The following is a 24,420-nucleotide window of genomic DNA, read 5'->3' as shown; positions in this document are numbered from 1 at the left end:
TCACCGATGTCGAACGCGCTTCCCCAACTTGTCGCTGACCGATACCGGCTTCTGTCGCCGCTCGGCCAGGGTGGCATGGGCCGGGTGTGGAAGGCGCGCGACGAGGTGCTGCACCGGGACGTCGCCATCAAGGAGTTGGTGCCGCCGCCCGGTCTCACCGATGAGGAGCGCCGCGAGATGCGCGAGCGCTCGTTGCGGGAGGCGCGGGCCATCGCCCGGCTCAACCACGCCAACGTCGTCCGCATCTTCGACGTGCTGCGCACCGACGGCGATCCGTGGATCGTCATGGAGTACGTGGCGTCGAAGTCGTTGCAGGACACTCTCGCCGAGGACGGCCCGGTGTCGGTGGCCCAGACGGTGGAGATCGGCCTGGGCGTGCTGGGTGCGCTCAGCGCCGCGCACAAGGCGGGCGTCATGCACCGCGACGTGAAGCCCGGCAACGTGTTGCTCGGCGACGACGGCCGGGTGGTGCTGACCGACTTCGGTCTCGCCACCATCCCCGGCGACCCCAACGTGACCCGCACCGGCATGGTCCTCGGCTCACCCGCGTACATCTCGCCGGAGCGGGCCCGGGACGGCACCGCCGGGCCGGAGGCCGACCTGTGGTCGCTGGGCGCGACGCTCTACGCGGCGGTCGAGGGCAAGTCGCCGTATGCCCGGCCGTCGGCGATCGGCACGCTGGCCGCGCTGGCCACCGAGCCCATTCCGCCGCCGAAGAACGCCGGGCCGCTCAAGGCCGTGCTCAACGGGCTGCTGCGCAAGGACCCGAACGAGCGGATCACCGCCGAGGTGGCGGAGCGGTTGCTGCGCCGCGCCGGGGGCAAGCGGTCGCGCGGGATTTCACTGCTCGATGGCGTACGCCGGCCTGGGCCTAACGGTCCACGCGAGCCGCGCCCGCCGCACGTCCCCGCCCCGCGGCCGGCCGAGAGTGTCGACCGGCCGGTGTCGCCGCCGCCGGCCGCCGCCGCGACCACCTCGGCCGCTACCTCCGCTGCCGCCACGACCGGTGCCGCCGATGCCACGCCGACGGCCGTCGTTCCCTCCGGTGCGGCCGCCGACCCGACCGCGCCGGTGCCCCCCGAGCCGACCGCAGCCGCGCCGGCCGAGCCGACCGCCACGATCGACCGCCCGTCCGAGGCCGAGACGACCGATGCCGAGCCGTCCGAGGCCGAGCCGTCCGAGGCTGAGCCGACCGAGGCTGAGCCGACCGCGAAGGTCACGGCCGCGCCCGACACGAGCGGCGACGGTACGACGAACGTCGACGACGAGCCGACTGTTGTCGACGGTCCGCCGGTGGCTCCGGAGCAGCGCAAGCCGACCACGCCGACGTCGCTCATGCCGCCGGTGAGTCCGGCCGGCCGTGCGGCGGTCCCGCCATCGGACGGCACGAAGCCGAACAACACCCGACGCAACGTGCTGATCGGGGCGCTCGTGGCCCTGCTGCTGATCGGCCTCGTGGTGATCGTGCCGATGCTCACCAAGGGCGACGACGACGAGACCCCGCAGACCGGCCCGACGACCGGTGCGGCCGCCACGTCGGCGCCGGCGCAGTCCTCGGCTCCGGCGGCGCCTCCGCCCACCACGGGCGCACCGAGTGCGTCGCCCTCGGCCACGCCGTCGACCGACCCGAACGCGCTGCCGGCGGGTTGGAAGCTGCACGAGGGGCCGATCTTCTCCATCCCGCTTCCACCCGGCTGGAGCGGCCGTCAGACCAGGTCGGACACCTTCGTCTTCAACCAGTCCGGCGGGCCTGGCAAGATGCTGGTCCAGTGGACCTCCAGCCCGGAGAAGGACGCGGTCGCCGACTGGAAGGAGAAGGAACCGGACCGCAAGGGCCTGGTCAAGAACTATCAGTTGGTGGGCAGCATCAAGTCCTGCGACTGGTATCGGACCTGCGCCGACTGGGAGTGGCTGGAGACCCGGGACGGCACCCGCATCCACGTGCGCAACCGGGGCTTCGTAACCGCCACCAACCGGGGTTACGCCATCCGGTGGGAGATCGCGGAGAAGGACTGGCAGGCCAACCTCGCCAACTTCGACCAGATCGTCAAGGGCTTCAAGCCCGATCGGGTCAACTGACAGGCGTTTCGCACCTGCGCGAACCTCTCTCGCATGTTCTTGCGTCGTTCGGGGTATCTGATCTCCAACGACGGAGGGAGGTGCGACATGGGTTACCGATGCAGGAACGCCCGGCCCCGGCTGGCACTGTGGATGCTCGTCGCACTCGGCGATGTGGCACTGCTGCTGATCAGCGTTGGGCTTCCGGTACTCGTCGCGCTGTTCGGCGTCGTTGCCATCACCGTTGGTGCGGTGGGCGTCCGGCGGCTCAGCCGGCGGGACGCGCTGGTCCGCGAGGATGCTCCGGTGATGGTGCCGGCCCTGAGCCGGCGACGGGTCTGACCCATACCCGGTGGTGTGGCGGCAGCCGGACCGATTGTCAACCGTGGAGTGACAGTCGATCCCGCTGCCGCCAACGGCCCGGTCAGGTGTTGTTGGCCAACGCGATCAGGCGGCTCCGGTCGCCGTTCCAGTAGTTGCGGTCCACGTTGCCGCTGATCCCGGAGACCGCGCCGGTGCTGGTGTACTGCCAGAAGCTCCACACCGACGCGCCGGCCGGCAGGGCGCCGGGCGTGCTCGACCAGCGGGCCAGCCAGAGCGGGTGGTTCGCCCACGGGCCGGTCCAGCTGCCGGTGCACTGGTTCCACCAGCTCGTGGTGGTGTAGATGACCGCGTACCGGCCGGTGCGGGAGCGGTAGGTGTTCAGGAAGTCCTGCACCCAGTTGCGCATCCCGGTCGTGCTGAGCCCGTAGCAGTAGCCGCCGCTGTACGGGTTGCCCTCGATGTCCAGCGCGGCCGGCAGGGTGCGGCTGTCCGCGGACCAGCCGCCGCCGTTGGACGCCAGGTAGTTGGCCTGGGTCGAGCCGGCGGAGATGTTCGGTCGGGCGAAGTGGTACGCCCCGCGGATCACCCCGGCGTTGTACGAGTTGACGTAGTTGGCGTTGAAGTTCGGGTCCTTGTAGCTGGTGCCCTCGGTCGCCTTGATGAAGGCGAACTCGATGCCCGCGTTGCGGACGCTCGTCCAGTTGATGGTGCCCTGGTAGCGGGAGACGTCGACACCGGGTGTGGTGGCGGCGGCCGCCGGTCCGGCGGTCGCGACCAGGGCCGCCGCCGCGGTGGCGAGGACGGTGAGGCCGGCCGCGAACGCGCGGCGCAGCGATGATCGGGTACGGGCCATGAGTGCCTCCAAGGACGTCGCTCTATCGACACTCATCTTTGGAGGTAAGTGCCCTAGATCACAAGGGCGACCGGTAAAAAGCTTCATCGACGGTCCATGAAGGCCCGGTGGCCGGGGCAGGACGGATCAGCGCAGCGCGGCCGGGTCGAGCTGCCAGCGGAACGGTTCGACGACGGTCAACGTCTCGCCGGGCTTGGCCACCTGGTCCTCGACGTAGTGCTCACCGTCCAGCCGGAACAGCCGCAACGAGTGCGCGTCGCCGTCCTGCTCGACCAGCAGATACCAGGGGATTCGCGCAATGGCGTAGAGCTGCATCTTGAGCAGGCGGTCGGCCGCGGCATTGCCCGGCGAGACGACCTCACCGACGAGAGACACCCGGTCGGAGTCGAGATAGGTGCCGTCGTCGTCGGCGTCGGTGACGACGAGATCCGGAATGACGACCCGGTCGACGCCGAGCCGGACGTTTATCGCGTCATAGACCAGGAGACCGCGAGGCTCTGCTGCTGCCTCGATGCTGTTCGCCAGCCGTCGTGACACCCGCTGGTGCCGTCGGCTCGGGGCAGGGCTCACCAACAGGCTCCCGTCGAGCAGCTCGATCCGGTCGGGCGTCTCGCCCAGGGCGAAGTAGTCGGCCTCGGTCCACAGGCCGACGTGCGGCTCCAGGGGGGCTGCGCTCACCTGCGTCCACCTCCCGCTTCACTCGCCACCCGATCAGTTTCACAGGATACGAGCCGGTGCCTCGGGAGCGACACGGAACGCCGCCGGTAGGCTCGCGCCCCATGATGTCGATCGACGGGCTGGGCGACCTGTGGGACACGCTGTTCGGCGCGCAGCCGGACCCGCCCGCGCTGCTGGTGCTGATCACCGGTGCCGTCGCGCTGGTGGTGGTCTCCACCCGGCTGCCGTGGCGGATCGCCCGTAACGCCATCACCATCGCGCACGAGGGCGGGCACGCCCTCGTCGCCCTGCTCACCGGCCGCAAGCTGCACGGCATCCGGCTGCACTCGGACACGTCGGGGCTGACGCTCTCCGCCGGCCGCCCCACCGGGCCGGGCATGATCCTCACCCTGCTCGCCGGGTACGTCGCACCGCCGTTGGTCGGGCTGGCCGGCGCCTGGCTGCTCGGCGGTAACCGGATCACCCTGCTGCTCTGGGTGGCGGTGGCGCTGCTGCTGGCCATGCTCGTCATGATCCGCAACGTCTTCGGCGTGGTGTCGTTGCTGGTCACCGGCGCGTTGGTGTTCGCCGTCTCGTGGTACGCGACGCCGCAGGTCCAGGCCGCGTTCGCGTACGCCGGGGTGTGGTTTCTGCTGCTCGGTGGGGTGCGGCCGGTGGTCGAGCTGCAACGGCTGCGCTCGCGGGGCCGGATGCCCGCCTCCGACGCCGACCAACTCGCCGGGCTCACCCCGTTCCCGCCGATCTTCTGGGTGAGCGTCTTCGCCCTCGTCAACCTGGCGGCGCTGGTCGCCGGCGCCCTCCTGCTGACCGGCCCGATCCTCACCGACGCCGGCCTGACGCTCTAACCCCGCCTCCGCCCGGGTCGATCAAGGAGTTGTGGTGGGCCGCGAAAGCCGCAATACCCCCGCAGTCAGGCACCACAACTCCATGATCGACGGCGGGTGGGGCGGGGAGGGCGGCGGGAGGGGCGGGGAGGGGCGCGGGTGGGTGGGGCGCGGGTGGGCAGAATGGGGCCGTGCGATACGTGATCATCGGGGCGGGCGCGGTCGGCGGGACCATCGGCGTACGGCTGGCCCAGGCCGACCGGGACGTGACGGTGGTGGCCCGCGGCGCCCACCTGGACGCGATTCGCGCGCGGGGTCTGACCCTGCGGCAGCCCGACGGTCAGGTGACCGCCCGGCTCGCGGCGGTGGACCGGCCCGGTGATCAGCCGCTGCCAGCGGACACCGTGCTGATCCTCACCGTGAAGTCGCAGGACACTCCGGGCGCGCTGGCCGCCTGGGTGGACGCGCCGGTGGTCGGTGGCGGCACCGCTGGCGAACGTCTGCCGCTGGTGACCGCGCAGAACGGGGTGGCCAACGAACGGGCCGCACTGCGGCTCTTCGCCGACGTGCACCCGGTCTGCGTCTGGCTGCCGGCCACCCACCTGGACCCGGGCGTGGTGGTCGCCAACGGGTACCCGCATCCGGGGATGCTCCACATCGGGCGGTACCCCGGGGGCGCCGACGACACCGACCGGGCGATCGCCGCCGACCTGACCGCCGCCGGCTTCGTCGCCCCGGTCCGCACCGACGTGCTGCGCTGGAAGTACGGCAAGCTGCTCAGCAACCTCGGTAACGGCCTCCAGGCGTTGCTCGGTCGGGACATCCCGGACGCGCTTGTCGAGCGGGTACGTGCCGAAGGCGTCGCCGCGCTCGCCGCCGCCGGCATCGCGCACACCTCGCCGGAGGAGGAGAAGGCCGCACGGGGCGACCTGGTCGGGCAGCGCCCGGTCGACGGCGAGGCCCGCTCCGGCGGCTCCACCTGGCAGAGCCTGGCCCGGGGCACCGGCTCGACCGAGGTCGACCACCTCAACGGCGAGATCGCTCTGCTCGGCCGGTTGCACGGCGTACCGACACCGGTCAACGTCGCCGTGCAGCGGGCCGTACGCCGGGCGGTGCGGGAGCGGATCGCCGCCGGCGCGTTCCCGCTCACCGAGTTGGAGAAAATGGTCGCCTGACCGGGGCAACCGGCGACCCCGCCCGGTGCGTGTTCCCAGCGACCGACACGGGGAGGTAGCGGGTGCCGGACGTCGACGGGTTCGACGAGTTCTACCGGGGCAGTCGGCAACGGCTCCTCGGGTTCGTCTACGCCCTCACCGGCGATCGGAGCGAGGCGCAGGACGCCGTGCAGGAGGCGTACGTCCGGGCGTGGCAGCGCTGGTCGACGGTCAGCGTGTACGACGACCCGGAGGCGTGGGTGCGGGTGGTGGCCAGCCGGATCGCCGTCAGCCGGTGGCGCAGCCTGCGGAGCCGGGCACGCGCCTACCTGCGGCACGGTGCCACCGAGACCGTTCCCGGGCCGGGCACCGACACCGTCGCGGTGGTCGCCGCCCTGCGCCGGCTGCCGGAGGAGCAACGCGTCGCCATCGCCCTGTACTACCTGGTCGGCATGCCGGTCGCCGACGTGGCGCGGGAGACCGCGGCCCCGGTGGGCACCGTCAAGGCCCGTCTCTCCCGGGGGCGCACCGCGCTCGCCGGTCTGCTCGCCGTCTCTGACCTGGAGGAGGCCACCGATGCGTGACGACCCGACGTTCGTCGAACAGATCCAGCGGGACCTGCGGGACGTGCGCTGGCTCGCCCCGGAGGAGATTCGCGCCCGGGGCCGTCGCCGCAGCCAGCGCAAGGTCGTGGTGGCCACCGTCGTGCTGGCCCTGGCCGGGGTTTCCGCGGTGGCGGTCGCCGCGCCGAGGACGTCCCCGCCACTGGTTCAGCCGGCCGCCTCGGCCTCGCCGACCCGGCACGAGATCACCACCGATGCCCTGTTGCAGCCAGCCGACCTGTCGCAGCAGGTCGAGGTGCAGCTCAGCCAGTCGGGGCTGGGCGAGCCGGTCCTGCTGGACCACATGCTCGGCGCTTGCCGGACGAGCCAGGGACGCTCGAATGGCTGGCAGAACTCGATCCTGTCCCGCTCGCAGACGTTTGTGCCCAAACACGCTGCGCCGATCCGCACGTCGGTTGGTCTGGTCACGCAGGATCTCTTCCGGCTGGTACCCGAGGCGGCCATCCAGCTGATCGACACGCTGGACGACGTTGTTGCCCCGTGCGCCGACTGGGTCAGCGTCGGCGAGTACAAGGCGGGGAGTGCGACGGGAACCGGAATGGCGACGCACCGCTGGGCGGTGATCCAGCGGGGTTTCGCCGGCGACGGGGCTGCGCTACTGCTGCACACAGGTACGCAGCCCGTCGACCAGAAGACGGGCGAGCCCATCGGTGCGGCGCCCCGGCCGACCACCACCGCCGTGGTCCGGGTCGGTGATCTGATCACCGTGCTCAGAATGGGACAGGCCGGCACCGAGCTGGACCTGCGCCGCCTGGCGGAGGTCGCCGCCCGCCGGATGTGCGCAGCCGCCAACCCACCCTGCTGACGCGGCCGCCGGGGCGATCAAGGGACCGAGATCAGAGCGGGATGTTGCCGTGCTTCTTGGGCGGCAGGGTCTCCCGCTTGGTGCGCAGGACGCGCAACGCCCGGATGATCTGGGTGCGCGTCTCGTGCGGCGGGATGACCGAGTCGATGTACCCGCGCTCGGCCGCCACGTACGGGTTGGCCAGGGTGTCCTCGTACTCGGCGATCTTCTCGGCCCGCACCGCCGCCGGGTCCTCGGCGCCGGCCAGTTCGGAGCGGTAGAGGATGTTCACCGCGCCCTGCGCGCCCATCACCGCGATCTGCGCGGTCGGCCAGGCGAAGTTCAGGTCCGCGCCGAGGTGCTTGGAGCCCATCACGTCGTACGCCCCGCCGTACGCCTTGCGGGTGATGACGGTGACCTTGGGGACGGTCGCCTCGGCGTACGCGTAGATGAGCTTGGCGCCCCGGCGGATGATGCCGTCCCACTCCTGACCGGTGCCGGGCAGGAAGCCGGGCACGTCCACGAAGGTCAGCACCGGGATGTTGAACGCGTCGCAGGTGCGCACGAAGCGGGCGGCCTTCTCCGAGGCGGCGATGTCCAGGGTGCCGGCGAAGTGCATCGGCTGGTTGGCGACCACACCGACCGGTCGTCCCTCGACCCGGCCGTAGCCGACCACGATGTTCTGCGCGTACAGGGGCTGGACCTCCAGGAACTCACGGTCGTCGAGGACGTGCTCGACGACTGTGTGGATGTCGTACGGCTGGTTGGCGGAGTCCGGGATGAGGGCGTCCAACTCCCGGTCCTCGTCGCTGATCGCCAGGTCGGCGGGGGCTTCGACCACGACCGGCTCGTCGAGGTTGTTCGACGGCAGGTACGACAGCAGCGCCTTGACGTAGTCGACCGCATCCTCCTCGTCGCTGGCGAGGTAGTGGGCGTTTCCGCTGCGGGAGTTGTGCGTACGCGCGCCGCCCAGCTCCTCCATGCCGACGTCCTCGCCCGTCACCGTCTTGATCACGTCCGGGCCCGTGATGAACATGTGCGAGGTCTGGTCGACCATCACTGTGAAGTCGGTGACCGCCGGGGAGTAGACCGCGCCGCCGGCGCAGGGCCCCATCACCAGCGAGATCTGCGGGATGACGCCGGAGGCCCGTACGTTGCGGAAGAAGATCTCACCGTAGAGGCCTAGCGAGACGACGCCCTCCTGGATGCGTGCGCCGCCGGAGTCGTTGATGCCGACCACCGGGCAGCCGATCTTCATGGCCAGGTCCATCACCTTGACGATCTTCTCGCCGAAGACCTCGCCGAGCGAGCCACCGAAGACCGTGAAGTCCTGCGCGAAGACACACACCTGCCGGCCGTCCACCGTGCCGTAGCCGGTGACCACCCCGTCGCCGTACGGGCGGTTGCGCTCCAGCCCGAAGGCCGTGGAGCGGTGCCGGGCCAGCTCGTCGAGCTCGACGAAGGAGCCCTCGTCGAGCAGCATCTCGATCCGCTCGCGGGCGGTCTTCTTGCCACGCGCGTGCTGCTTCTCCACGGCGCGGGCCGACCCGGCGTGCACCGCCTCGTCGACCCGGCGCTCCAGGTCCGCCAGCTTGCCCGCGGTGCTGTGCATGTTGGTCCCGGTCTCGGTAGTCACCCAGGGAATATAACGATGGTTCAGGTGGGTGCCGCTGTGCAGTACGCCTCAGTGTCCACCGGAGCACCGTCGTAGGCTGGCGGAATGTCGGGCTCCCCGTACACCGATCTGGACCGGCCGCCGCTGTCGGCGGCCCGGCTGCGCCGCGCGTTGGTCGCGCCGAACGGGCCGTGGGCCCGGCTGGAGCTGCGTGCCGAGACCGGCTCCACGAACGCCGACGTGGCCGAGGCCGCGCGGGCCGACGAGCCCGAGGGCCTGGTCGTGGTCGCCGAGCGGCAGACCGCCGGGCGCGGCCGGCGCGGCCGGGTCTGGCAGTCGCCGGCCCGGGCCGGCATCGCGACGAGCGTGCTGCTGCGGCCCGGCGAGGCCGTGCCGGACCGCGGCTGGCTGCCGGCGACACCCACGGGGTACGGGTGGCTGCCGTTGCTGGCCGGCGTGGCGCTTGTCGAGACGGTGGCCCGGCTGGCCGAGCTGGAGGCCACCCTCAAGTGGCCGAACGACCTGCTGGTCGACGACGCGAAGTGCGCGGGTGTGCTGGCCGAGGCGGTGCCCGGACGTGCGCCGGACCAACCGCCGGCCATCGTGCTGGGCATCGGGCTCAACGTGACGCTGCGCGCCGACGAGCTGCCGGTGAATCCGACCGGGCTGCCGGCCACCTCGCTCCAGCTGGCCGGCGCGGTGGCCACCGATCGGGATCCGCTGTTGCGGGCGCTGTTGCGGGCGGTCGCCGACTGGTACGACCGTTGGCGCTCGGCGGGCGGCGACGCGGTGGCCAGCGGCCTGCGCGACGCCTACCTGGCGGTCTGCGCGACGATCGGCCGTGAGGTACGCGTCCTGCTTCCCAACGGCGACTCCCTGACCGGCACCGCCACCGGAGTGGACCCGGACGGCCAACTGATGGTCAGCACCCCGACCGGCGCCCGAACCCTGGCCGCCGGCGACGTCCTCCACCTGCGCTGACGAGTGCAAGATCGCGCAGGACGGGTGGGCCGCGTGGCGGATGTTGTGGTGGGGCTTGGGGGGTTTACCGTCTGCGCGTCTAGAAAATCGCGTTGGAGGTTCCCGTGGCGTTTCCTGAAGACGTGCTCACCGAGGACGAGCACGTCGTGCTGCACCTGCACCCGCACTGGAAGGCGTTGATTCGGCCGATCGTGGTGCTGGTGCTGGCCATCGCCGCGGTGGTGGTCGGCGTGCTCCTGTTGCCCCAGAGCGGCGGCGGTTCGATCGCGCTGGCCGTGATCGGGGCGATCGCCCTGATCGGGGTGCTGTGGCTCGGTCTGTGGCCGTTCCTGGTCTGGCGCACCACCCACTACCTGTTCACGAACGAGCGAGTCCTGCTCCAGCAGGGTGTCTTCTCCCGGGATCGGCGGGACCTCCCGCTCGCCCGGGTCAACGACCACTCGATGAACCAGCGTTTCGTCGAGCGCCTGCTCGGCTGCGGGACGCTCACCATCGAGTCGGCAGGCGAGCGCGGCCAGTCGGTGCTCGCCGACGTACCGAACGTCGGAAAGGTGCAGACCACCCTGTACGAGCTGGTCGAGGCACAGCACGACAAGCACTCGCTGGGCGACGGCGAGATGCGCGACATGCTCGCCGACATGCAGGACGGCAAGCCGCTGCGCGACACCACGACCTGAGCCGGACCGGTCGCGACCCGCCCACGACACGCTGTCGGGGCGGGTCAGTCGTTTCGTTGAGCCTCGGGTGAGGCGCTGATCTCCGTCGGACCGCCGTCGGGCGACCCGTCGGTGGGCTGGTCCGCGGCGATCGGGCCGGCGTCCGGCCGGTCGGTGCCGGGCCGGTCAGCGCCGGTCGGCGCGGTTTCGGTCGGGGCGGGGTCGGTTTCGGCGGCTTCGGCCTCGGCGGGGTCGGTTTCGGCGGGGTCGGCCTCGGCGGGGTCGGCCTCGGCGGGGCGTACGGCGAACCAGCCACGAAAGCGGGTCCGCAGCACCTCCTGCTCGGGCCGGTCGTCCGGGCCGAGACGCAGCATGGTGCCGGTGAGGCTGACGGTGCCCAGGCCCGGGCGGGCGGTCGACGGTCGGGCGCCCATCACGTCGACCCGGACCGCGAGCCGGTCGCCGGCCCGCACCGGGGCGAGCCAGCGCAGCTCCTCCAGGCCGGGAGACGCGTCCGCGGCGGCCCGGGACAGCAGGTGGTCGACGTAGGCGCGCATGAACAGGCTGACCGTGTAGAAGCCACTGGCGATCAGACCGCCGTGCCGGCTCGCCGCGGCCAGGTCGGGGTCGACGTGGTACCACTGCGGGTCGAAGCGGCGGGCGAAGGCGACCATCTCGTCGGCGTCCACGGTGACCACGCCGAGGTCGACGGTGAGCCCCGGGACGAGATCCTCGAAGAACAGCTCGGCCGGTCGCCCCGTGCCGGAGCGGGCGTCGGGTGCCGTCACCGGCGGGGCGCGCGGCGGGTGCTGACGCGCAGCTCCGCGGCGAGTTCCGCGTCCAGGTCGGCGGCGGGGCTGACGCTCAGTCGCGTGGGCCGACCCTGGGTGGGCGTGCCGGGCGGGTAGTCGGCGCGTGGCGCGGTCTCCGCCTCCTCCAGCTCGGACACGGATTCCGCAAGCTCGGCGACCGGGTCCATCTCCGCCATGGTGTCCCACTCGTCGCGGGGAATGCTGTGCCAGGTGGAGTCGGGCTTCGCGGCCTCGTCCTCGGTCGGTGCGACGGGCTGGAAGACGAAGGTGCGGTATGACCAGAACCGGAACAGCGTGGCCAGCAGGACGCCGACGGTCTTGGCCAGATTCAGTGCCAGCAGGCCGTGGACGCCGAGGCCGTACTTCGCCGCCGCCACGGCGCCCAGCTCGATCAGCAGGCCGGCACCGTTGAAGAGGAAGAAAAGGAGATATTCCCGGCGAAGCGCCGATTTCGGCCGATCTCGGTACGTCCAGTGCCGATTCATGAGGTACGACGTGATGGTGGCGACGATGGTCGCGATCACGGTCGCCTTCAACTGACCATTGACGAAGACGGTCAGTGCGAGGGCATTGAACACCGCGTAATTGATGACGGTGTTGATGCCGCCGACGATGCCGAACTTGAGCGCCTCGTGGATGAACTTCTGCCAGCGCTCAGGCAGCAGGCGGACAAGACGCATGCGAAACACCTTAGGGCAGTCGGTGCGGCCGGCGATCACCGGCCGAACGAGGTGGGCGGCAGGTCACGCCCCGTGGTCATGGTCGGGATTCACCTGCGGAAGGGTCGGGGTTCCCGCTTCGACGAAGACGAACCGCCGGTACGACCAGAATCGGAACAGCGTGGCGAGCCCCGTGCCGACGATGTAGCTGGCGAGGTTGTCCGCCAGGCGCGTCTGGAACACGGCGGGCCAGATGGCTCCGAGGCCGTAGCGGCTGAGCGCGAGGCAGGCCACCGTGATGCCGAGGCCGACCGCGTTGAAGAAGAAGAAGAGCGCGTACTCGCGGGCCGCGTTGTTGCGCTGGCGGTGCCGCCAGGTCCAGAACCGGTTGCCCACGAAGGCGACCGAGGCCGCGATCACGGTGGAGATCGTCTTCGCCGTCAGCTCCTCGACGCCGTGCTTGCTCGTCAGGTAGTTGAAGAGCGCGAAGTCGATGAGGAAGGCGAAACCACCCACGGTGGCGAACTTGCTCATCTCGCGGAGGAGGTGACCGAAGCGGTCGAGCAGCATGCCGACGAGACCCCGTCGGGTCTGCCGGGGACCCGGTTGTTCCCCGGTCATCGTGGCGGCCACGGAGGGAGCCTACCGGCTGCCGGCCAGTCAGAGGGGTAGCAACGGCAAGCGGGGCGTGGTCTCCCGGAGGGGCCCAGCGCCACGTGCCTAACCGCTACACGCAGCGTAACCAATTGGGAGGACTGAGCCGCCCCGGAACGGGAATCCCCGCACCGGTCGGCGGGGCAGGTCCACGGCCCGACCGCAACAAGCGTCCGCCGGGGTGCACAACAAGATTTGCGTGAAACTGCGCGAGAAAGCGGGTATCAGCTCGTGATGCCGCAGCGAGGCCGTAGCTTGTGCAGTTCTTCACAACCTGTCCCACTGACTCGGAAGGCTGCCCGGTTTACGCTGAGGCCAATCCCAGGTTTCCACGAAGGCGACGCATCGCGCCGCCGAGTCTCGTGCATCCCATAGATCGGTCAGCGTCGACCACAAGGAGATGTGTCATGGTTGCTCCGGCTGTTGTGCGGGGTATCGATCAGGCCCCGACGTCCCATCCGAAACTGCTCGCCTGGGTCCGTGAGGTCGCGGAACTGACCACCCCCGACCGGGTCGTCTGGGTGGACGGTTCCGACGAGGAGTGGCGCCGCCTCACCGATGAGCTTGTCGAGGCCGGCACACTGATCCGGCTCAACCCGGAGAAGAAGCCCAACTCGTTCTACGCGCGCACCGACCCGACCGACGTCGCCCGGGTCGAGGAGCGCACCTACATCTGTTCCGTCGACGAGGCGGACGCCGGCCCCACCAACAACTGGATGGCGCCGGCCGAGATGAAGCGGACGATGACGGATTTGTACCGGGGCTCCATGCGTGGTCGCACCATGTACGTCATCCCGTTCGTCATGGGCCCGGTCGAGGCCGAGTCCCCGATGTTCGGTGTCGAGATCACCGACAGTCCGTACGTGGTCGCCTCGATGCGGATCATGACGCGGATGGGCACCCGGGTCCTCGAGGCCATGGGCGACGACGCGGACTTCGTGCACGCGCTGCACTCGATCGGCGCCCCGCTCGCCCCCGGCCAGCAGGATGTCGCCTGGCCGTGCAACGACACCAAGTACATCTCGCACTTCCCGGAGAGCCGGGAGATCTGGTCGTACGGCTCGGGTTACGGCGGCAACTCGCTGCTGGGCAAGAAGTGCTACTCGCTGCGGATCGCCAGCGTGATGGGCCGGGACGAGGGCTGGCTCGCCGAGCACATGCTGATCCTCAAGATCACCTCGCCGGAGGGTCGGGTCTACCACATCGCCGGCGCGTTCCCGTCTGCCTGCGGCAAGACCAACCTCGCCATGGTGGAGCCGACGATCCCCGGCTGGAAGGTCGAGACCATCGGCGACGACATCGCCTGGATGCGGTTCGGCCCGGACGGCCGCCTCTACGCGGTCAACCCCGAGTACGGCCTGTTCGGCGTCGCGCCCGGCACCGACTGGAAGACCAACGCCAACGCCATGCGCACCCTGGACCGGGGCAACTCCGTCTTCACGAACGTCGGCCTCACCGACGACGGCGACGTCTGGTGGGAGGGTATGGGTGAGCCGCCGGCGCACCTGATCGACTGGAAGGGCAACGACTGGACGCCGGAGAGCGACAGCCTGTCCTCCCACGCGAACAGCCGGTTCTGCACCCCGATCACCCAGTGCCCGATCCTCGCCGAGGAGTACTTCGACCCGAACGGCGTGCCGATCGACGCGATCCTCTTCGGCGGACGCCGCAAGGACACCGTCCCGCTGGTGACCGAGGCCCGCGACTGGGTGCACGGCGTCTACATGGGCGCCACGCTCTCCTCGGAGACGACCGCCGCCGCGTCCGGCGCCGTCGGCGTGGTCCGGCGGGATCCGATGGCGATGCTGCCGTTCATCGGCTACCACGCCGGGGACTACTTCCGGCACTGGATCGAGATGGGCAAGGGCACCGACGGCGACGAGGCGAAGCTGCCGAAGATCTACTACGTCAACTGGTTCCGCAAGGACCCGGACGGCTCGTTCCTCTGGCCGGGCTTCGGGGAGAACTCCCGGGTGCTCAAGTGGGTCGTCGAGCGGATCGAGGGCACGGCCGACGCGGTCGAGACGCCGGTCGGCATGGTCCCCGCACCGGACGCCCTGGACGTCGAGGGTCTGGACATGACCCCGGAGGACGTTCGGATCGCCCTGAAGGTCGACCCGGACGAGTGGCGCAACGAGCTGCCGATGATCACCGAGTGGTTCGAGAAGTTCGGTGACAAGCTGCCCGGCGTGCTCTGGGCCGAGTTGGACGCGCTGCGTGCGCGCCTGGACGCCGTACAACCGCAGCGCTAGGTGTGAAGACGGCCCCACGCGGGCAATGTCGGATCCCATGAGGACGGCCGCCGAGACCCAGGTCCGGCGGCCGTCCGCCGTCCGGCTGCTCACCATCCTGCTGGCGACGACGGCGGCGGCCACCGTCGTGGTCGAGCTGCTCAACTGGTGGTACGCCCCGGAGCCGGGCTTCGGGCTGGCCGTACGGACCGGCTGGGCCATGCTGCGCTCGTTCGGCTTCCTGCTGCTGATCGGGCACGTGCGACGGGGTCGTACGGCGGCCCGCCCGTTCGGGCTGATCCTCGCGGTCACCACGATCTTCGCGGTCGGCCGGCTCATCGTGCCCCGGAAGGGGGTGCCGCCGCTGCCCGGCCTGCTCGGCTTCGCCATCCTCACGGCGCTCTGTGTAACTGTGGTCTGGCTGCTCTACCGCTCGTCGGCGGTGGCCGGGCACCTGGTCCGGCACCGTCCGCGCCTCGTCATCGACCGGGACGGTATCTCCTGGCGGGAGACCCCTCCCCGTCGACCACAGGCCAGCGCCTGGTTGTTGACCAGTCGGGTGGCGGCCTTCACCTACAGCCCACTGATGCTGGTGCCGGCCCTGGTGGCCGGGGGTTCCATCCTGGATGGTCGACTGACCGCGGTTCCCGCCGTGCTGTTCTGGTTCGGCGCGGGCATCACGGCCAGCTACGCGGTGCTGTTCTGCACCGCGTTCCTGATGCGGGGCAAGGACTGGGCGCGGGGCCTGCTGGTCGTCGTCACGGTGGCCGTACTCGCCGTGGATCTGCCGCTGTGCTGGTGGCTGCTGGGCGTGGACGGCCTGATCCGCGACGGCGCCCCCCTGCTCGCGGCCGCCGGCCTGGCCCTCTACGGCCTCCGCCGAGCCGCCCGCACCCCGGCCTAACCCCCACACTCGTGTCGATCATGGAGTTGTGGTGCCCGATGCACTCGGATTTGCCGCTTCTGTGACCCACCACGACTCCATGATCGACGGCCGAGGGTTGGACGGCGCGCTGCGCCGCGCGGTCCGCAGGGGCGGGTAGGGGGCAGGATGGCGGGGGTGGCGTCGGTCACAACGGTCGGCGTGGGCGGATCGTCGGGGCGGTGCGGGAGCAGTCGCGTCGGCCGGAGGGAGGCGCGCGGTGGGCGACGAGTTCGACGTGGTGGTGGTGGGGGCGGGGCCGGCCGGGGCGGCTGCGGCGCTGACGGCGCGCCGGGCGGGTGCGAGCGTGCTGCTGCTGGACCGGGCCGACTTTCCCCGGGACAAGGCGTGTGGTGACGGGATCGCCGCGCACTCGGTGGACGTGCTCGCCGAGCTGGGGGTGACCGAGGCGGTGGCGGGCTACGCGCCGCTGCCGGCGTTACGCATGATCGCGCCGGGTGGCGGAGCGGTGGCTCGGGCGCTGCCCCGACCCGCGTACACCGTGCCTCGGGAGGTCTTCGACGCGCGGCTGGTGGCGGCCGCCGTGGCCGCCGGGGCGCAGCTGCGCCGGCACACCGTGCGCCAGGTCCAGCCGCGCGCCGACCGGGTGGTGCTCGACGGGCAGGTGTCCGGCCGGGTGGTGATCGGCGCGGACGGCGCCGGCTCGGTGGTACGTCGGGCGCTCGGTCATCCGCAGAACCCCGACCGGCACCTCGCGCTGGCCATCCGGGGGTACGCCCCGGCACTGCCCGGCCCGCCCGAGCAGCTCATCGTGACGTCGAAGGCGCGCTGGCCGGCGTACGCCTGGTCGTTTCCGATCGGCGACGGGCGGGCGAACGTCGGGTACGGGGAGGTCCTGCGCGGTGAGCCGCTGAGCCGCGCGTACCTGCTGGACCGGCTGGCCGCGCTGCTGCCCGGCACCGACCTGGCGACGGTTACCGCGTTGCGCGCCCATCACCTGCCGCTCTCCACCCACCGGCCGACGCCGGGGCGAGGGCGCACGTTGCTGGCCGGTGACGCGCTGTCACTGATCAATCCCTTCACCGGGGAGGGGATCTTCTACGCGTTGCTCTCCGGCGCGCTCGCCGGGTCGGCGGCGGCCCGGTCGCCCGAGGGCGCGGCCGGCCGCTACGCCCATGGGTTGCGCCGCCGCCTCGGCACCCACCTGCGGCACAGTTCGGTCGCGGCCTGGTTGGCCCGGCGTCGCCGGGTGGTGGACGCCGCAGTCCGGGCGGCCGGTCGGGACGACCGGGTGTTCTACGACGTGGTCGAGCTGGGACTGGGTGACGGACGCCTCACCGGTCGCACGCTCGCAATGATCGGCATCGGTCTGGGCGGCGGGGATGGGGCTCCGAGGCAGTGAACTGGCTGGAGGGTCGCTACGCTGCTAGGTGATGACGCTGCGGGACCTTATCTACTCCGTGTACGAGCGCCGGCTCACGGCGAAGCTCGCGGGTAAGCCGGTGCCCCGGCACGTCGGGGTGATGTGTGACGGCAACCGCCGATGGGCGAGGGAGATGGGCTTCGTCGACCCGAACGACGGTCACCGGGTCGGCGCGGCGAAGATCAAGCATGTCCTCGGCTGGTGTGACCAGGCCGGCGTAGGGCACGTGACCCTCTATCTGCTGGCCACCGACAACCTGCGCCGTCCGGCCGCTGAGCTGGACCCACTCCTCAAGATCATTGAGGACCTGGTGGTGGAGCTTTCCGAGGAGGGCAACCCCTGGCGGCTGCGCATCGTCGGGGCGCTCGACCTGCTGCCGGCGCAGACCGCGGCGGCGCTCAAGGGGGCCGAGGAGCGCACCCGCGAGCGCACCGGCGGTGCGGAGGTCAACATCGCGGTGGGCTACGGCGGTCGCCGGGAGATCACCGACGCGGTTCGTTCGCTGCTGCTGGAGCACGCCGCCACCGGCGGCACGATCGAGGAGTTGGCCGAGGTGCTGGACGTCGAGCACATCGCCGAGCACCTCTACACCCGGGGCCAACCCGACCCGGATCTGGTCATTCGTACCAGTGGTGAGCAGCGGCTGTCCGGTTTCATGCTCTGGCAGTCCGCGCACTCGGAGTTCTACTTCTGTGAGCTCAACTGGCCGGATTTCCGGCACATCGACTTCCTGCGGGCACTGCGCTCGTACGCCACCAGACAACGCCGCTACGGCGTCTGACCCGGCGGCGACGTCGTCGGTCGCCGCCCGGTCAGGGTCGGTTCAGGGCAGGTGGGTCAGTGCCCGGGTGAGGAAGTCGCCCAGGGCGGCCGGCGACTCGATCGTCAGGTCGGCGGCGTTGGCCACCTCGTGTCCGGTCTCCGGGTTGGCCACTGCCACGCAGACGCCGAGGAAGTCCGGGTCGGCGGCGGCGCGGGCGCGCAGCGCGGCGAAGGCCTTGATGTCGGAGACGTCGTCGCCGAAGTACCAGGCGCCGGTGGCGCCCTTGATCGCCTCGCCGATGACCATGCCCTTGTCCCGGTCGACTGGCGGCTTGAGCTCCAGCACCATCCGCCCGGCCTGCGAACGCAGACCCAGACGGTCGGCCTGCGCCTGCCCCCACTGCTGCACGGTCGGGCCGAGTTGCGGCGCGGTACGCCAGTGCAGCGCGACCGAGAGCCGCTTGTACTCCACAAGCGTGCCGGGCGGCAGCTCCGCCCGAGCCAGGTCGGCCAGCTCCACCATGGTCGGCACCCAGGGCAGTGCGGTCGGTTCGGTGACGGTCTCCCCGCCGGACTGACTGTGCTCCAGGCCGTAGAGGCCGTAGAGGTCCACGCCGACGAGCCCGCCGAGCTGATCCCGAAGGAACTCGACGGGTCGGGCGGAGACGATCGCGACCCGCTGCACGACCGGGGCGAGCGCCTCGATCGCGGCCAACGCCTTGGGAGCCGGGCGTACCGCGCTCGGATCGTCGTCGACGGGCGCGAGCGTTCCGTCGAAGTCGAAGAAGAGCACGGTCCCGGCCGCCCGGCTGGCGGTTATCCGCCAGGCCTGGTCGGCGTTCAACGGGGTTTTCGGCTGCTGATTGCCCAGATTCAACGGCGGCACGCGCGTCAGCGTACCCCGGCGATCCAGGCTCATTCCTGGCCGAGCGGACCCGTTCAGCGGTGGGCGATCAGCGTTCGGCGGCTCCTCGTCCGCGCCGACCGAACGGCACCACCGCCGCCTCCTGGCCGTGGCTGAGCAGGTAGCCCTCCACGAACCCGGTGTTGCGGTCGCCGGTGTGGTTCTCGATGTCGTTGAGCCGTGCCACCAGGAACTCGGTGAGCGCGCTGATTCGGTTGTTCAGACGCTCGTGCAGCTCGGCGACGACGGCCAGGACGACCGCGGTGCCGGCGGTGGTGAGCGCAAAGAGGTTGACGAGCAGCGGAAGCTGCCCGCCGTCGACCGCGAGGGTCACTGTGTTCCCGGTCGCCCACAGTGTCACCGACACCGTTGCGACCACGACTGCCAACCACTTCAGGGTCATGGACAGACCCCTCCTTCTGTCCCGCAGGGCTGGGTTCGGCCTTGTCCCGTCCCCCCGCCGATGACGAGCCCAAGCAGTACGAATAGGGACGCTAGCGTGCCCGTTCCAGCCCCGGAGGCAAACGAATGAACCTGACCAGGCGTTCTTTCGCTATCTGAGGAACTACCCTGCCTGATTGCCCCTTTTTCGGACATCGACCGGCAACGTTGGGCGGTATGCGAGATATCTGATGGTTTCGCGGATGTGGAACTTCTCCGCGTCCGAGACCTGGGGATCGACCAGACGGCGCAGCAGCGCCTCCACGTCGGGGTCCATCGGAGGGGCGGGCTGGCCGGTGCGGGGGCCGGCCGCGGTGCGGTCCCAGCCGAGCGCGGCGAAGGCGGCGGCCGGGTTCAGCCCCAGGCCCTCGCAGAAGGCGACCACCCGCTCGGCCTCCGGGTCGCTGGCCCAGTCGCCCCGGACCCAGCGGTTGATGGTCTGCCGGGAGACGCCGGTGCGCCGGGACACCTCGGTGCCGCTCCAGGCTCGGGTCGCCCGCGCCTCGTCCAGGGCCCGCCGAACGAAGGTGGCGAAGGCGATCTTCCGCGCATTGGCCGTCTCGGTCACTCCGTGACGGTACGGCCAGCCGAGTGCGGGTGCGCGCCCCGGCTCGCTACTGTCACGCGGACGTGACGAGGGGTTCGGATTTCCGGTAAACGAGTCAGTGCCACTGTTGAGGGGTGTCACGCGGGCAGAATAGATGAACGTAGTGGCAAACGTAAGCGGACGAAAAGCTGATACTGTCACGCCCATGGGACAATCTACGGTGTGTCACGTGCATGAGACGATTGGTGCTCACATGCGTCACGCCCCCGGTGCCAGGGGGTCGTGGTGACCGAGCTCGCCACCCGCGCCCAGGCCTTCGGGCTGATCGCCGAGGGGGTCGCCGCGGGGCTGACCGCCCCCTGGCGCCTCTACCTCGCCCGAGGCTGCCGCTACCTGTCGCTGAGCGTCGGCGATCGTTCCGAGTGGAACGCCTGGCGTACCCATCTCGGCTGCCCTGAGCTGAGCGTCCGGGTCTACGACGCCGGCGGGGAGATCCGCCGGTCCTCGGTGGCCGAAGTCGTGCTGGACGGCTGCCGGATCAGCGTCGAGCTGGTCGAGGAGGTCAGCACCGACGACCTGGACCGGCTGCTTGTCGCCGACCCCACCACGATCGAGCCGGAGGAGCGATGACCTGGCGTCCCGGCTGGGCCGGAGCTGCCCGATGAGCCCGTTTCTCGCGGTGTTCCTCGTCCTGGTGCTCGGCGCCACCAGCTACGCGGCCGGCCGGTTGCACGGGCAACTGAGTTACCGCATCGGCTACCGCTTCGGTTACCGGCAGGGCTACTTCGACGGTGACCGGGGCGCCTGGAACCGGCGTCGCCGGGACGCCCAGGCCGCGATCGCCTCGGCCCTGTCGGTCTCGCCCGCGGGGGTGGTCCGCTCCGCCGGTGCCGTCGCCCGCCCCGGCACCACGTACACCGGCTCGTCGTTCAGCGCGCCGGCCGCCCCGATCACCGGGCGGCACCCGACCGGCACGCTCGTCCGGCGTACCGGTTGAGGTCGGTCGGCGGGTCCCGCCCGCCGGCCGGCGCCACGAACGCGGTGCGTCGTCCGCGGCGGACACGCACCGTCGGGGTCACGTCAGACCGGTGACGGTGGCCCCACACCGGCCGGGATGCGCGCAGGGGGCATGCATCCCGGCCGGTTCCGCCGCGTTCACCGCGGGGAACACGGCTGGTGCACGCGCTGTCATGAGCGCGTCTTGGGAGATCCACGTTCGGCCCCTAGCCGGGAAGGTCCGGCGGGGCTAGCGTCTAGGCATGGCACGGGGTTCTCCCGAGCCAGCCGGTCCGCCCGGATCTGCGACCTCGCGCACGGGGTTCCGCATCCGACCCCGTGTCCCCGGGCACCGGAGGAGGCGGAACACGGGTGGCGGGTGCCCATCCGTCGGAGCAGGCCTGTGACGACTCGCCGTACCACCGCCGGTGCCGACCAGACCCCGGCCGCGACTGCCACGACCCGCCGCGCCACCAGGAGCCGCCGTTCGGCGGCCGCCGCGCCGGCCGACCCCAAGGAGCCACGACCAGCCGGCCAGGCCTTCGTCCTGGACACGTCGGTGCTGCTCTCCGATCCGGCGGCTTTCCACCGGTTCGCGGAGCACGAGGTGGTGCTGCCTCTGGTGGTCATCACCGAGTTGGAAGGCAAGCGGCACCATCCGGAGCTGGGCTGGTTCGCCCGGCAGTCGCTGCGGATGCTCGACGACCTGCGGGTCCGGCACGGCCGCCTCGACCGCCCGGTGCCCGCCAACGACGTCGGCGGCACCCTGCGGGTGGAGCTCAACCACACCGACGACGGCGTCCTGCCGCCCGGGTTCCGCACCGAGAGCAACGACGCCCGGATCCTCTCCGTCGCACTGAACCTCGCCGCCGAGGGGCGGGAGGTGACCCTGGTCAGCAAGGACATGCCGCTGCGGGTCAAGGCGGCCTCGGTGGGTCTGCGCGCCGACGAGTACCGGCACGGCCAGGCCAGCGACCCGACCTGGACCGGCATGTCGGAGATGGAGCTGAGCGAGGAGCAGATCGGCCAGTTGTACGCCGGCGAGACGCTCGACCTCGACGAGGCGGCCGGGCTGCCCTGCCACACCGGTCTGGTGCTGCACTCGGGGCGTGGTTCCGCGCTCGGTCGGGTGCTGCCGGACAAGTCGGTGCGTCTGGTCCGGGGCGACCGGGAGGCGTTCGGGCTGCACGGCCGCTCGGCCGAGCAGCGGATCGCTCTCGACCTGCTGTTGGACGAGGCGATCGGGATCGTCTCGCTGGGCGGCCGGGCCGGCACCGGCAAGTCGGCGCTGGCGCTCTGCGCCGGGCTGGAGGCGGTGATGGAGCGCCGCCGGCACAAGAAGGTGATCGTGTTCCGCCCGCTGTACGCGGTCGGTGGCCAGGAGTTGGGCTACCTGCCGGGTTCGGAGTCGGAGAAGATGTCGCCGTGGGCCCAGGCGGTCTTCGACACGCTCGGCGCTGTGGTGCACGAGAACGTGCTGGAGGAGGTCACCTCGCGGGGCATCCTGGAGGTGCTGCCGCTGACCCACATCCGGGGGCGCAGCCTGCACGACGCCTACGTGATCGTGGACGAGGCCCAGTCGCTGGAGCGCGGTGTGCTGTTGACCGTGCTGTCCCGGATCGGGCAGGGCTCCCGGGTGGTGCTCACCCACGACGTGGCCCAGCGGGACAATCTGCGGGTCGGCCGGCACGACGGGGTGACGGCTGTCATCGAAGCGCTCAAGGGTCATCCGCTCTTCGCGCACGTCACCCTCAGCCGTTCGGAGCGGTCGCCGATCGCCGCGATGGTCACGGACCTTCTGGAGGACATCCCGCTGTAACCGGTGGGTTATGGGATAGTTTGACCGCATTTTACTTGTGGTGCAGATCACAAATCGCCTGGTTGGTTTCCCATCAGCCTCACTGTGCGCAATCGTGTCCCACGAGCGTCCCGAGACGGACGGCATCGGCGAAGGTCGGTGCGTCGGCGCGACCGGCAACCGGTCGGGACGCTCGTGGACGGTTGACGGCCCACCTGTGGGCCGCGCCGCGCCACGTCCTTGCTCCCGACGAAGGGACCACTTCGTGAGTCGGCTGTGGAGCCGGTTGGGCGCCCGTACGGCTGCTGTGGCGCTGCTCTCCGTGGGCGTTGCCGGTGGCTTCTACCTGGGCGAAGACCGGGAAACCCAGCAACAGGGCCTGACCGACAAGGTCAGCGTCGAGGTCGATCGAGCCGACCTCGCGTGGCAGCGTGAGCGGCAGGCCGCCCACCAGGTGCAGTCCTCCAAGCAGCGGGCCGCCGAGTACCAGGCCAAGCTGCGGGCGGCGCAGGCCGCCAAGGAGGCCGCCGAGCGGGCCCGCCGAGCCGAGGCTGCCGCGGCGTCCCGTAAGCGCGAGCGCGCGGCGGCGAACGCGCCTGCCAAGCCGTACGACGGGCCGATCCCGGCGTCCTGCGCGGAGTACAGCGGCAACCGCAAGACCGGCTGCGCCCTGATGATCGCCAAGGGCTTCGGTATCGCCGAGTTCCCCTGCCTGGAGAAGCTCTGGACCAAGGAGAGCGGCTGGAACCACAAGGCCGCCAACAACTCGTCCGGTGCGTACGGCATCCCACAGGCCCTGCCGGGCAGCAAGATGGGTACGGTCGCCTCCGACTGGCGGACCAACCCGGCCACCCAGATCAAGTGGGGGCTGAACTACATCAAGGGTAGGTACGACACGCCCTGCGGTGCCTGGAGGTTCTTCCAGAACAACAACCACTACTGACGGCTTCCGAAGGCGGGGCAGGTGGCTCTCCACTCGCCCCGCCTTCGCGCGTACTCCGGACGGAACGTGAGTGGCGGTCGGCCGCTTTTGCTGATAGCAGTTGTGGAGTGACCCTGCACCCGTCAAGCGGCGACCCGTACCGGTTCGGCACCGAGGCGTTCTACGCCGCGCTCGGCCGGGCGTTCGTCGCCATGTGCGCGGTGGTCCCGTTCCTCTTTCTCATCGAGGCTGTCGACCAGGGGCTCGCGTTCGGCCTGGACGCCACCGCCGGCATCATCCCGCAACGCATCGACGGGTTGGACGGGGTCTTCTTCTCCCCGTTCCTGCACCACGGCTTCGACCACCTCTACAGCAACAGCATTCCGCTGATCCTGCTGGGCACGTTCGTCCTCGCCGCCGGCACCCGCCGGTTCCTCTGGTCGACACTTGTCATCATCCTGGTCAGCGGCCTCGGCGTGTGGTTCACCGGTTCACCCAACTCGGTGGTGGTCGGCGCCAGCGGCGTCATCTTCGGTTACCTGGGCATCCTGCTCACCCGGGGCATCATCGAGCGCAGCTGGTGGAACTTCGCGGTCTTCCTCCTGGTGGGTCTGCTCTACGGCTGGCAGCTGGTCGGCATCCTCCCCACCGACGAGCGGATCTCCTGGCAGGGCCACCTGTTCGGCCTGCTCGGCGGGGTGGTGGCGGCGATCCTGTTCCGTCGGCGACGACCGGCCGTCGATGGCCCGGACTACTCGGGCTCGACGCTCAGCCTGCCCTGAGGCGATTCTTCGGCGCGCCTCTGGGACGTGCTTGCCCGACCGTTGTCGCCCGCCTA

At 70.8% G+C, this 24,420-nt stretch carries 26 protein-coding genes; 17 read left to right on the top strand and 9 right to left on the bottom strand.

Annotated features, from left to right (window positions below; genetic code table 11):
• Window positions 1–6 precede the first annotated feature (6 nt).
• Complete coding sequence (locus ACLQ3B_RS06350) at window positions 7–2,079, top strand: protein kinase domain-containing protein (RefSeq protein WP_425778226.1); 2,073 nt, start codon at window positions 7–9, stop codon at window positions 2,077–2,079.
• Window positions 2,080–2,166: 87 nt separating this feature from the next.
• On the top strand, window positions 2,167–2,400 hold the full coding sequence (locus tag ACLQ3B_RS06345; protein WP_425778224.1) for a hypothetical protein: 234 nt from the start codon (window positions 2,167–2,169) through the stop codon (window positions 2,398–2,400).
• A gap of 82 nt (window positions 2,401–2,482) precedes the next feature.
• On the opposite strand, the gene ACLQ3B_RS06340 is transcribed toward ACLQ3B_RS06345, so the two are convergent.
• Together ACLQ3B_RS06340 and ACLQ3B_RS06335 are read right to left on the bottom strand one after the other, a co-directional pair.
• On the bottom strand, window positions 2,483–3,235 hold the full coding sequence (locus ACLQ3B_RS06340) for a GH25 family lysozyme (protein WP_425778222.1): 753 nt from the start codon (window positions 3,233–3,235) through the stop codon (window positions 2,483–2,485).
• A gap of 126 nt (window positions 3,236–3,361) precedes the next feature.
• Complete coding sequence (locus ACLQ3B_RS06335) at window positions 3,362–3,913, bottom strand: Uma2 family endonuclease (RefSeq protein ID WP_425778220.1); 552 nt, start codon at window positions 3,911–3,913, stop codon at window positions 3,362–3,364.
• Window positions 3,914–4,014: 101 nt separating this feature from the next.
• Between ACLQ3B_RS06335 and ACLQ3B_RS06330 the strand changes: the two genes are divergently transcribed.
• The 4 genes from ACLQ3B_RS06330 to ACLQ3B_RS06315 all read left to right on the top strand — a co-directional run bounded on the left by ACLQ3B_RS06330 (window position 4,015) and on the right by ACLQ3B_RS06315 (window position 7,319).
• Window positions 4,015–4,758 carry a M50 family metallopeptidase gene (locus ACLQ3B_RS06330; protein WP_425778218.1) on the top strand — a complete coding sequence of 248 codons (744 nt, stop codon included), beginning with the start codon at window positions 4,015–4,017 and terminating at the stop codon, window positions 4,756–4,758.
• Between the two features lie 170 nt (window positions 4,759–4,928).
• On the top strand, window positions 4,929–5,912 hold the full coding sequence (locus ACLQ3B_RS06325; protein ID WP_425778216.1) for a ketopantoate reductase family protein: 984 nt from the start codon (window positions 4,929–4,931) through the stop codon (window positions 5,910–5,912).
• A gap of 62 nt (window positions 5,913–5,974) precedes the next feature.
• Window positions 5,975–6,475 carry a SigE family RNA polymerase sigma factor gene (locus ACLQ3B_RS06320; protein ID WP_425778214.1) on the top strand — a complete coding sequence of 167 codons (501 nt, stop codon included), beginning with the start codon at window positions 5,975–5,977 and terminating at the stop codon, window positions 6,473–6,475.
• Window positions 6,468–7,319, top strand: coding sequence for a hypothetical protein (locus ACLQ3B_RS06315; RefSeq protein ID WP_425778212.1), 852 nt, complete (start codon window positions 6,468–6,470; stop codon window positions 7,317–7,319). Before ACLQ3B_RS06320 ends, ACLQ3B_RS06315 begins: the two co-directional genes overlap by 8 nt.
• A 31-nt stretch (window positions 7,320–7,350) precedes the next feature.
• Here ACLQ3B_RS06315 and ACLQ3B_RS06310 read toward each other — a convergent pair whose 3' ends face one another.
• Window positions 7,351–8,934: an acyl-CoA carboxylase subunit beta gene (locus ACLQ3B_RS06310; RefSeq protein ID WP_425778210.1), complete on the bottom strand. Its 1,584-nt coding sequence runs from the start codon at window positions 8,932–8,934 to the stop codon at window positions 7,351–7,353.
• Window positions 8,935–9,018: 84 nt separating this feature from the next.
• On the opposite strand from ACLQ3B_RS06310, the gene ACLQ3B_RS06305 reads away from it, so the two are divergent.
• Together ACLQ3B_RS06305 and ACLQ3B_RS06300 are read left to right on the top strand one after the other, a co-directional pair.
• Window positions 9,019–9,894, top strand: coding sequence for a biotin--[acetyl-CoA-carboxylase] ligase (locus ACLQ3B_RS06305; RefSeq protein ID WP_425778208.1), 876 nt, complete (start codon window positions 9,019–9,021; stop codon window positions 9,892–9,894).
• Between the two features lie 104 nt (window positions 9,895–9,998).
• The gene (locus ACLQ3B_RS06300) at window positions 9,999–10,571 is read left to right on the top strand and encodes a PH domain-containing protein (protein ID WP_425778206.1); all 573 of its coding nucleotides are present in this window, start codon (window positions 9,999–10,001) and stop codon (window positions 10,569–10,571) included.
• Window positions 10,572–10,615: 44 nt separating this feature from the next.
• On the opposite strand, the gene ACLQ3B_RS06295 is transcribed toward ACLQ3B_RS06300, so the two are convergent.
• The 3 genes from ACLQ3B_RS06295 to ACLQ3B_RS06285 all read right to left on the bottom strand — a co-directional run bounded on the left by ACLQ3B_RS06295 (window position 10,616) and on the right by ACLQ3B_RS06285 (window position 12,642).
• Entirely contained in the window at window positions 10,616–11,338 is a 723-nt protein-coding gene (locus ACLQ3B_RS06295; RefSeq protein ID WP_425778204.1) for a MaoC/PaaZ C-terminal domain-containing protein, read from the bottom strand.
• Window positions 11,335–12,042, bottom strand: coding sequence for a GtrA family protein (locus ACLQ3B_RS06290; protein WP_425779788.1), 708 nt, complete (start codon window positions 12,040–12,042; stop codon window positions 11,335–11,337). The genes ACLQ3B_RS06295 and ACLQ3B_RS06290 overlap by 4 nt, the downstream gene beginning before the upstream one ends.
• Window positions 12,043–12,105: 63 nt before the next feature.
• A complete protein-coding gene (locus ACLQ3B_RS06285; protein ID WP_425779786.1) occupies window positions 12,106–12,642 on the bottom strand; it encodes a GtrA family protein in 537 nt (178 codons plus the stop codon).
• 440 nt (window positions 12,643–13,082) lie between these two features.
• Here ACLQ3B_RS06285 and ACLQ3B_RS06280 point away from each other — a divergent pair, with 440 nt between their 5' ends.
• From ACLQ3B_RS06280 to ACLQ3B_RS06265, 4 genes are all read left to right on the top strand, one after another.
• Window positions 13,083–14,927, top strand: a complete 1,845-nt coding sequence (locus tag ACLQ3B_RS06280; RefSeq protein WP_425778202.1) for a phosphoenolpyruvate carboxykinase (GTP) — start codon at window positions 13,083–13,085, stop codon at window positions 14,925–14,927.
• Window positions 14,928–14,964: 37 nt separating this feature from the next.
• Entirely contained in the window at window positions 14,965–15,810 is an 846-nt protein-coding gene (locus ACLQ3B_RS06275) for a hypothetical protein (RefSeq protein ID WP_425778200.1), read from the top strand.
• 238 nt (window positions 15,811–16,048) lie between these two features.
• Window positions 16,049–17,191, top strand: a complete 1,143-nt coding sequence (locus ACLQ3B_RS06270; protein ID WP_425778198.1) for a geranylgeranyl reductase family protein — start codon at window positions 16,049–16,051, stop codon at window positions 17,189–17,191.
• A 31-nt stretch (window positions 17,192–17,222) separates the two neighbouring features.
• Window positions 17,223–17,993: an isoprenyl transferase gene (locus tag ACLQ3B_RS06265; RefSeq protein WP_425778196.1), complete on the top strand. Its 771-nt coding sequence runs from the start codon at window positions 17,223–17,225 to the stop codon at window positions 17,991–17,993.
• Window positions 17,994–18,035: 42 nt separating this feature from the next.
• Here the strand turns inward: ACLQ3B_RS06265 and otsB are convergent, their stop codons facing one another.
• The 3 genes from otsB to ACLQ3B_RS06250 all read right to left on the bottom strand — a co-directional run bounded on the left by otsB (window position 18,036) and on the right by ACLQ3B_RS06250 (window position 19,887).
• Window positions 18,036–18,860, bottom strand: a complete 825-nt coding sequence (gene otsB / locus ACLQ3B_RS06260) for a trehalose-phosphatase (RefSeq protein ID WP_425778195.1) — start codon at window positions 18,858–18,860, stop codon at window positions 18,036–18,038.
• 67 nt (window positions 18,861–18,927) lie between these two features.
• Window positions 18,928–19,281, bottom strand: coding sequence for a hypothetical protein (locus ACLQ3B_RS06255; protein WP_425778193.1), 354 nt, complete (start codon window positions 19,279–19,281; stop codon window positions 18,928–18,930).
• Between the two features lie 162 nt (window positions 19,282–19,443).
• Window positions 19,444–19,887, bottom strand: coding sequence for an XRE family transcriptional regulator (locus tag ACLQ3B_RS06250; RefSeq protein WP_124819581.1), 444 nt, complete (start codon window positions 19,885–19,887; stop codon window positions 19,444–19,446).
• Between the two features lie 264 nt (window positions 19,888–20,151).
• On the opposite strand from ACLQ3B_RS06250, the gene ACLQ3B_RS06245 reads away from it, so the two are divergent.
• The 5 genes from ACLQ3B_RS06245 (at window position 20,152) to ACLQ3B_RS06225 (ending at window position 24,364) form a co-directional block, all read left to right on the top strand.
• On the top strand, window positions 20,152–20,496 hold the full coding sequence (locus ACLQ3B_RS06245; RefSeq protein WP_124819580.1) for a hypothetical protein: 345 nt from the start codon (window positions 20,152–20,154) through the stop codon (window positions 20,494–20,496).
• Window positions 20,497–20,527: 31 nt separating this feature from the next.
• Complete coding sequence (locus tag ACLQ3B_RS06240; RefSeq protein WP_030328854.1) at window positions 20,528–20,863, top strand: hypothetical protein; 336 nt, start codon at window positions 20,528–20,530, stop codon at window positions 20,861–20,863.
• A gap of 402 nt (window positions 20,864–21,265) precedes the next feature.
• Window positions 21,266–22,681, top strand: a complete 1,416-nt coding sequence (locus ACLQ3B_RS06235) for a PhoH family protein (protein ID WP_425778190.1) — start codon at window positions 21,266–21,268, stop codon at window positions 22,679–22,681.
• A 244-nt stretch (window positions 22,682–22,925) separates the two neighbouring features.
• Window positions 22,926–23,603 (top strand): transglycosylase SLT domain-containing protein, encoded by a 678-nt coding sequence (locus ACLQ3B_RS06230; RefSeq protein WP_425778188.1) that lies wholly within the window; start codon window positions 22,926–22,928, stop codon window positions 23,601–23,603.
• Window positions 23,604–23,710: 107 nt separating this feature from the next.
• Window positions 23,711–24,364, top strand: a complete 654-nt coding sequence (locus ACLQ3B_RS06225) for a rhomboid family intramembrane serine protease (RefSeq protein WP_124819572.1) — start codon at window positions 23,711–23,713, stop codon at window positions 24,362–24,364.
• Window positions 24,365–24,420 lie beyond the last annotated feature (56 nt).

This window comes from Micromonospora sp. DT53, assembly GCF_049841535.1.
Classification (GTDB): Bacteria; Actinomycetota; Actinomycetes; order Mycobacteriales; family Micromonosporaceae; genus Micromonospora.
This window is presented reverse-complemented; position numbering and strand designations above follow the sequence as displayed.

Coding starts and splice junctions, on each gene's coding strand:
- ACLQ3B_RS06350 (WP_425778226.1), top strand. CDS start 7: ATGTCGAACGCGCTTCCCCAACTTGTCGCTGACCGATACCGGCTTCTG.
- ACLQ3B_RS06345 (WP_425778224.1), top strand. CDS start 2,167: ATGGGTTACCGATGCAGGAACGCCCGGCCCCGGCTGGCACTGTGGATG.
- ACLQ3B_RS06340 (WP_425778222.1), bottom strand. CDS start 3,235: ATGGCCCGTACCCGATCATCGCTGCGCCGCGCGTTCGCGGCCGGCCTC.
- ACLQ3B_RS06330 (WP_425778218.1), top strand. CDS start 4,015: ATGATGTCGATCGACGGGCTGGGCGACCTGTGGGACACGCTGTTCGGC.
- ACLQ3B_RS06315 (WP_425778212.1), top strand. CDS start 6,468: ATGCGTGACGACCCGACGTTCGTCGAACAGATCCAGCGGGACCTGCGG.
- ACLQ3B_RS06305 (WP_425778208.1), top strand. CDS start 9,019: ATGTCGGGCTCCCCGTACACCGATCTGGACCGGCCGCCGCTGTCGGCG.
- ACLQ3B_RS06290 (WP_425779788.1), bottom strand. CDS start 12,042: ATGCGTCTTGTCCGCCTGCTGCCTGAGCGCTGGCAGAAGTTCATCCAC.
- ACLQ3B_RS06285 (WP_425779786.1), bottom strand. CDS start 12,642: ATGACCGGGGAACAACCGGGTCCCCGGCAGACCCGACGGGGTCTCGTC.
- ACLQ3B_RS06280 (WP_425778202.1), top strand. CDS start 13,083: ATGGTTGCTCCGGCTGTTGTGCGGGGTATCGATCAGGCCCCGACGTCC.
- ACLQ3B_RS06275 (WP_425778200.1), top strand. CDS start 14,965: ATGAGGACGGCCGCCGAGACCCAGGTCCGGCGGCCGTCCGCCGTCCGG.
- ACLQ3B_RS06265 (WP_425778196.1), top strand. CDS start 17,223: ATGACGCTGCGGGACCTTATCTACTCCGTGTACGAGCGCCGGCTCACG.
- ACLQ3B_RS06255 (WP_425778193.1), bottom strand. CDS start 19,281: ATGACCCTGAAGTGGTTGGCAGTCGTGGTCGCAACGGTGTCGGTGACA.
- ACLQ3B_RS06240 (WP_030328854.1), top strand. CDS start 20,528: ATGAGCCCGTTTCTCGCGGTGTTCCTCGTCCTGGTGCTCGGCGCCACC.